At 57.1% G+C, this 4,940-nt stretch carries 7 protein-coding genes and 2 pseudogenes; 8 read left to right on the forward strand and 1 reads right to left on the reverse strand.

What is annotated here, in order from left to right; genetic code table 11:
- Positions 1 to 127, forward strand: a pseudogene (locus WCB02_RS37945) (IS3 family transposase); the annotation flags it as partial.
- A 187-nt stretch (positions 128 to 314) separates the two neighbouring features.
- Here WCB02_RS37945 and WCB02_RS37950 read toward each other — a convergent pair.
- A complete protein-coding gene (locus WCB02_RS37950) occupies positions 315 to 524 on the reverse strand; it encodes a hypothetical protein (protein ID WP_423967170.1) in 210 nt (69 codons plus the stop codon).
- Between the two features lie 149 nt (positions 525 to 673).
- Here WCB02_RS37950 and WCB02_RS37955 point away from each other — a divergent pair, with 149 nt between their 5' ends.
- From WCB02_RS37955 to WCB02_RS37985, 7 genes and pseudogenes are all read left to right on the forward strand, one after another.
- Entirely contained in the window at positions 674 to 910 is a 237-nt protein-coding gene (locus WCB02_RS37955) for a hypothetical protein (protein WP_423967172.1), read from the forward strand.
- Positions 911 to 977: 67 nt separating this feature from the next.
- Positions 978 to 1,288: pseudogene (locus WCB02_RS37960) on the forward strand (transposase).
- A gap of 148 nt (positions 1,289 to 1,436) precedes the next feature.
- On the forward strand, positions 1,437 to 1,718 hold the full coding sequence (locus WCB02_RS37965; protein WP_423967184.1) for a transposase: 282 nt from the start codon (positions 1,437 to 1,439) through the stop codon (positions 1,716 to 1,718).
- A gap of 451 nt (positions 1,719 to 2,169) precedes the next feature.
- A complete protein-coding gene (locus WCB02_RS37970; protein WP_423967175.1) occupies positions 2,170 to 2,379 on the forward strand; it encodes a hypothetical protein in 210 nt (69 codons plus the stop codon).
- A 423-nt stretch (positions 2,380 to 2,802) separates the two neighbouring features.
- Positions 2,803 to 2,991 carry a hypothetical protein gene (locus tag WCB02_RS37975; protein ID WP_423967177.1) on the forward strand — a complete coding sequence of 63 codons (189 nt, stop codon included), beginning with the start codon at positions 2,803 to 2,805 and terminating at the stop codon, positions 2,989 to 2,991.
- Between the two features lie 185 nt (positions 2,992 to 3,176).
- Positions 3,177 to 4,679, forward strand: a complete 1,503-nt coding sequence (locus WCB02_RS37980; protein WP_423967179.1) for a hypothetical protein — start codon at positions 3,177 to 3,179, stop codon at positions 4,677 to 4,679.
- Between the two features lie 30 nt (positions 4,680 to 4,709).
- Positions 4,710 to 4,940, forward strand: a 231-nt coding sequence (locus tag WCB02_RS37985; protein WP_423967181.1) for a hypothetical protein, incomplete at its 3' end; no start/stop codon positions are given.

The following is a 4,940-nucleotide window of genomic DNA, read 5'->3' on the forward strand; positions in this document are numbered from 1 at the left end:
GGCTCAAGGCCGCGGGGCCAGCCGCGGCCGCATCGAGCGATTGATGCGCCATCACGGGATCAGGGCCATCATGGCGCGGCCACGCCGGGTGCGCACCACCGACAGCGCCCACGATTTCCCGATCGCGTCGGGGCGATCTCGGTAAGGTTCTTTGACATGATGGCATCGGCTTGTCGCTGCACGCCAAACGCGTGGAGCACGAACGCAGACCCTTCTTGAAACTCGATTCCCCGCATGATCCCTTTTGGAAAGAAAGCAACTCGCAACCAGTGAGTTGCTTTTTGCGGAAATCTTATTCAGACGAACCGGCGATCTTATTCGTCCTGCGCTAGCGCTTTAATGGCAGCAGCTTCTTCGTTGCGAATTTGAGCTTCGGCAACCCTTTCGTCCCTTTCAAGGCGTCTCGCCCAACGCCAATTGTTGTCACGAGGAAATGTCGCGGATGTTGAACGGCCTTCGAAACCCTTTTGCGCATACTTGCCGCGTCCACCGAGACCGCTGGTGAAGGCGTGATCTGAGTTCATCGACAGCTCCTCTCTCTACCAAACTGCGGAGTTGACGGCCGGTGCAATTGCCGACCAGTTATTTGTTCCAGACTAAACCAGGTGAACCAGCTCGCGCGTATCGCAGTGTGCAGCGTCAGGCTTGAAGATGCGCGACACCGTGCATCTTGATGCACGACCGTGCCCGGCTCGCAAAGCCGCTTTATCCCGCCTCGCTCAATTGCCAGACTTCCAATGGCGCGGAGCTGAGCAATCATCTTGGCTACGAGAAGGGCGATCCGGCCGGCCGCGGCCGCGGCAGCGGCAACAGCCGCAACGACACAAGCGAAGACGACCTGACCGAGGAAGGCGAAATCGCGACATCCCCATGCCACGCGACCGAGCCGGCAGCTTCGATCCGCTATTGATTGTGCCAAGGGCCAGAGCCGTTTCGACGGCTTCGACGACAAAATCCTGAGCCTCTACGCGTGCGGCATGACGGTGCGTGAGATCCAGGGGCATTGGGCTGAACTCTATCGGGCCGAAGTCTCGCCGGATTCGATCAGCCGGGTGACCGGCGCGGTGCTCGACGAAGTGCGGCAATGGCTAATCGTCCGCGCGCCCCGGTCTATCCGGTGGTGTTTTTCTATACCCCGCGGGCTCAAGATCTCGATGAGGGCCTGGTCAAGAACAATGCTACCTATGCCGCGCTGGCACTCAATCCAGACGATGAGAAGGATCTTTTGAGCCTATGGATCGAGCAGACCGATGGCGCCGATTCTGGCTCAAGGCGATCAACGAACTAAAGATGCGCGGCGTCAACGACATCCTGATCGCGGTGGTCGACGGCTGAAGGGTTTTCCCGAAGCGATCACCTCGGTCTATCCGCAGACCTAGTCCAGAATTGCATCGTGCACCTGATCCGCAACAGCCTGCCATTCGCGTCCTAGAAAAATCGCGAAGCGATTTTGCCGGCAATCAAGGCGATATACCGGGGCCGAGAATGCCGACATGTCGCTGGCGCGGCTCAAGGAGTTCGATGCCGAATGGGGTAAACGCTACCCGGCGATCGGCCAAGCCTGGCGCCGCGCCTGGGAACACGTGGTTCCATTCTTCGCGTTTGCCCCCGGCATCCGCAAAATGATCTACACCACCAATGCGGTCGCGGCGCTGCACTGCAGCTTGCGCAAGATCATCAGGACCGCCGCAGCTTTCCCAACGACGACGCGGCATTGAAGTTGCTTTACCTCGCGATCAGGAATCCCGGCTTGCGGTGGCGGCGGAGCACAGAGTGTCCGAACGCCATCGGCCAGCTAGCCATTCAATTCGGCTCAAGCTTTCCGGGATCAGCAAGATGACCAGCTGGTGCCAAATCACGTGACAATAACCGAGCGATCGGTGTCGATCACCCGATCGATCCGGTGGCCCGAGTATGGCCTACCAGCAAGCTCCGTAAAGGCGGCCTGCAGCCCCCGCCTGCGGCGGCGGCAGTCTTGGTAGAGCTTGCCGCCCGGCCATTGTTAGCCACCATGGGATCGACGGCGATGTCCAGCTGATGCGAGAAACGACTGCGATTCAACTCTCACAGAGGTCGCTTACACAAAATATCTGACATATCCCGAACGCCGCATCGCGAAATGCCAACATTTGAATTTACAAGCAGCCTCTCAGTGGAGATATGGTCGCCATGAGCCGTGTCCTCAATCACCCTCTGTTTGCCGAGCCCACGCTCGCGACGGGGCGAAGGATCTATCTGCACGCCGCTGACGGACGCGAAATCATGGACTGCTCCGGCGGTGCCGCCGTCGCCTGCTTGGGCCGCAGCCATCCAAGGAACAACGCCGCGATCAGCGACCAACTCTCCAAGCTCGCCTACGTCGCGAACCCGGTGGTCTGAGCCACGCCAATTTCTGTTCCCCAGGCTCCGAAGGCAGTGCAGCCGGTATTAAGCTGGCCCCCCAATACTTTCCTGAGATCGGTGAGCCCAACGCGCCCGCTCGGTCGCCAGCAGGACTACCGTGGCAACACGCTTGGCTCCCTCTCCGCCGGCGGCAACATGATGCGCCGCGCACCCGACGTCCCCTCCTCTCTGGCGCCTTCTCTCTCGTCTCCCCTTGCTTCGCCTACCGCTGGCAGCACACCGGCGAGACCGAGGCACAATACGTTCAACGCCTCGTGGACGAGCTCTTAAACCGAATTCTAGCGTCTCGGCCCCAGCAACGTCGCCGCTCTCATGGCCGAACCCGTGTCGGCGCCACTACCGGCTGGGGCACCGCCGCGCGTGGCCACTTCAAGGTCGTGCACCACATCTGTCACCGGCATGGTAGGGATCACGCCGAGCATCCAGATCGTCGTGGAGGGCCTCGGCGGCGGCTACCAGCCCATCGGCGGCCTATTGATCGGCAAGCCCATCATCGATGCCTTCGCTGGCTCCAGCGTCCTCATGCACAGCCACACCTTCCAAGCACGTCGACCCCGCCAATCGGCGAAGTTTGGCTACATCGGTTGAAACGACCTAAGTCGCCGGTTTTCGCTGGGGAGTTGTGTTTTCGGCTTATGGATGCTGGCTTCTCGGCTTATCGGATATTCCAGAGCACGCGTGCATGGTGATGCACATGGGTGAACGGCTTACCCCTTCCCGGACATGAGTTGGCCGTCCGATACTCTGTAACCGGCACATCCAGGAACTCTGCCATGAGCACATATGCAAGCGAAGTAAGCAATGACCAAGCTATCCCAGAGACTGATCTGTCGAGTGTTTTAGTGACACGTGGCCACTTCACCAAGGAAGCGGTAGGAAACTTGTTGCGTACGATTCTGGGTGAAGAGCAATTCTTGCGGTTGCGGGACGCTCACGTCGACAACCGAATGGTATTCGGAATCAACCCGCACTACCTTGCGCTTGCGCTTGGCGTCGGCATGCAAGACGAAACTGGTTCCACAATTCTTCCGAAGATGCCACCAAGCCGTCCACTCATAGCGCTTGTGATTCCCAACGAAGACGAGACTCACGATCTGAGCGGCGAGCAAGACCCATCAAATCAAGGTCGCTACAGCCCAGGTTGTCTCAGCGGCAAGATCATCCACAAGTACGATGAAATCGTCTTGGGGCATACCGCGCTCGCCTGTTCAGCGCATTGCCGATATTGCTACCGCCTCGATCTCTTTAATCGGTCCACCGGTAAGAGTCTCGTTCGGCCCGAGGAACTACGCGACTATGTCATTCAACACAATCTGCGGGTCCTTCAATGCGACTCTGCAAAACTAGATCACAGTGAACGCCGCCATCCGATTTCAGAGATTCTTCTGTCAGGCGGAGACCCTATGATCCTAAGCAACAACAGACTGTACGGGTATCTGGAAGCGGCGGCCCAAGCTGGCGTTGACATCGTTCGAATCGGCACAAAAGAAATCGTATTTCGGCCGGAGCGCTTCGACAACAATCTGATAGAAACACTGCGCATTTTTCATCGCAACTACCCCAACATTCGTATTATCTTTGTGTTTCACATCACGCATCCGGATGAGTTCTTAGAACGTACCGGCGATGGCCGATACACCTCTTCATCCGGATGGCCGGCCCGAAACAAGTGGCTAACTATTGTTGAGGAAGCCATTCTTGCATTGAAGCAGTTCAATTTTGTCAGCTTAGAAAACCAGACGGCAATTATAAGAAGGGTCAATGATGATGTTGGAGCGCTGCACCTGCTACACAAGGAATTGCATCACAAGGGGATCAAACTGCAATACACTTTTCAATGCCGGGAGATAGAGGGGCACAAATCCTTTGCTGTCCCCGTCGAGACTTCGTGGAAAATTCACAACGAGTCACAACGCGGCCTCTCCGGCTTGGCTCGATCACGATTTGTGCTCTCGACCGAATGGGGAAAGCTCGAGGTCGTCGGCATGACTAACGATCAATCTACGAGCACAGCGATGGCATCGCCCGATACGCGCGTTTCGTCGGACTCTAGACTCCCCGTTGGTTGTATCGTATTCAAGGTACACCGCTCTCCGGGTTCGGCCGAGACACTTGGCGAATTGATTATCGCCAGACAAAATCCGAAAGCGCTCTGGATTTCAGGCTATGAGGACCGGATCTTATACGACGGCAGGAGACGACAAAGCAATTGCGACAATTCGAGCGGCTCGGATAACGATCAAGGTCGTGGTAGCGACGGGACAGATCCACCCTAGTTGGAGAAAGGCACTCTATATGTCGACTGCTTGGGAAATACCATCGCCATCTTCGACAGCGACAAGCGTGCGGTTCTGCAAGACCTCAGAGTTCCTATCAGCACTCTGGCAATTCAGCTGCGTCAGTTGGCGGGCATCGCACGCTATTCTCACTGCGTAACGGCAAAGACGCTTCACAATCAATTTTTTCCTCAAAGAGGCAGCGAGAGACCAAAATTCGACAGATCAATCATATCGCGCATCCCCGATTTCAGTCATCAC

Source organism: Bradyrhizobium sp., from assembly GCF_049581145.1.
Classification (GTDB): Bacteria; Pseudomonadota; Alphaproteobacteria; order Rhizobiales; family Xanthobacteraceae; genus Bradyrhizobium.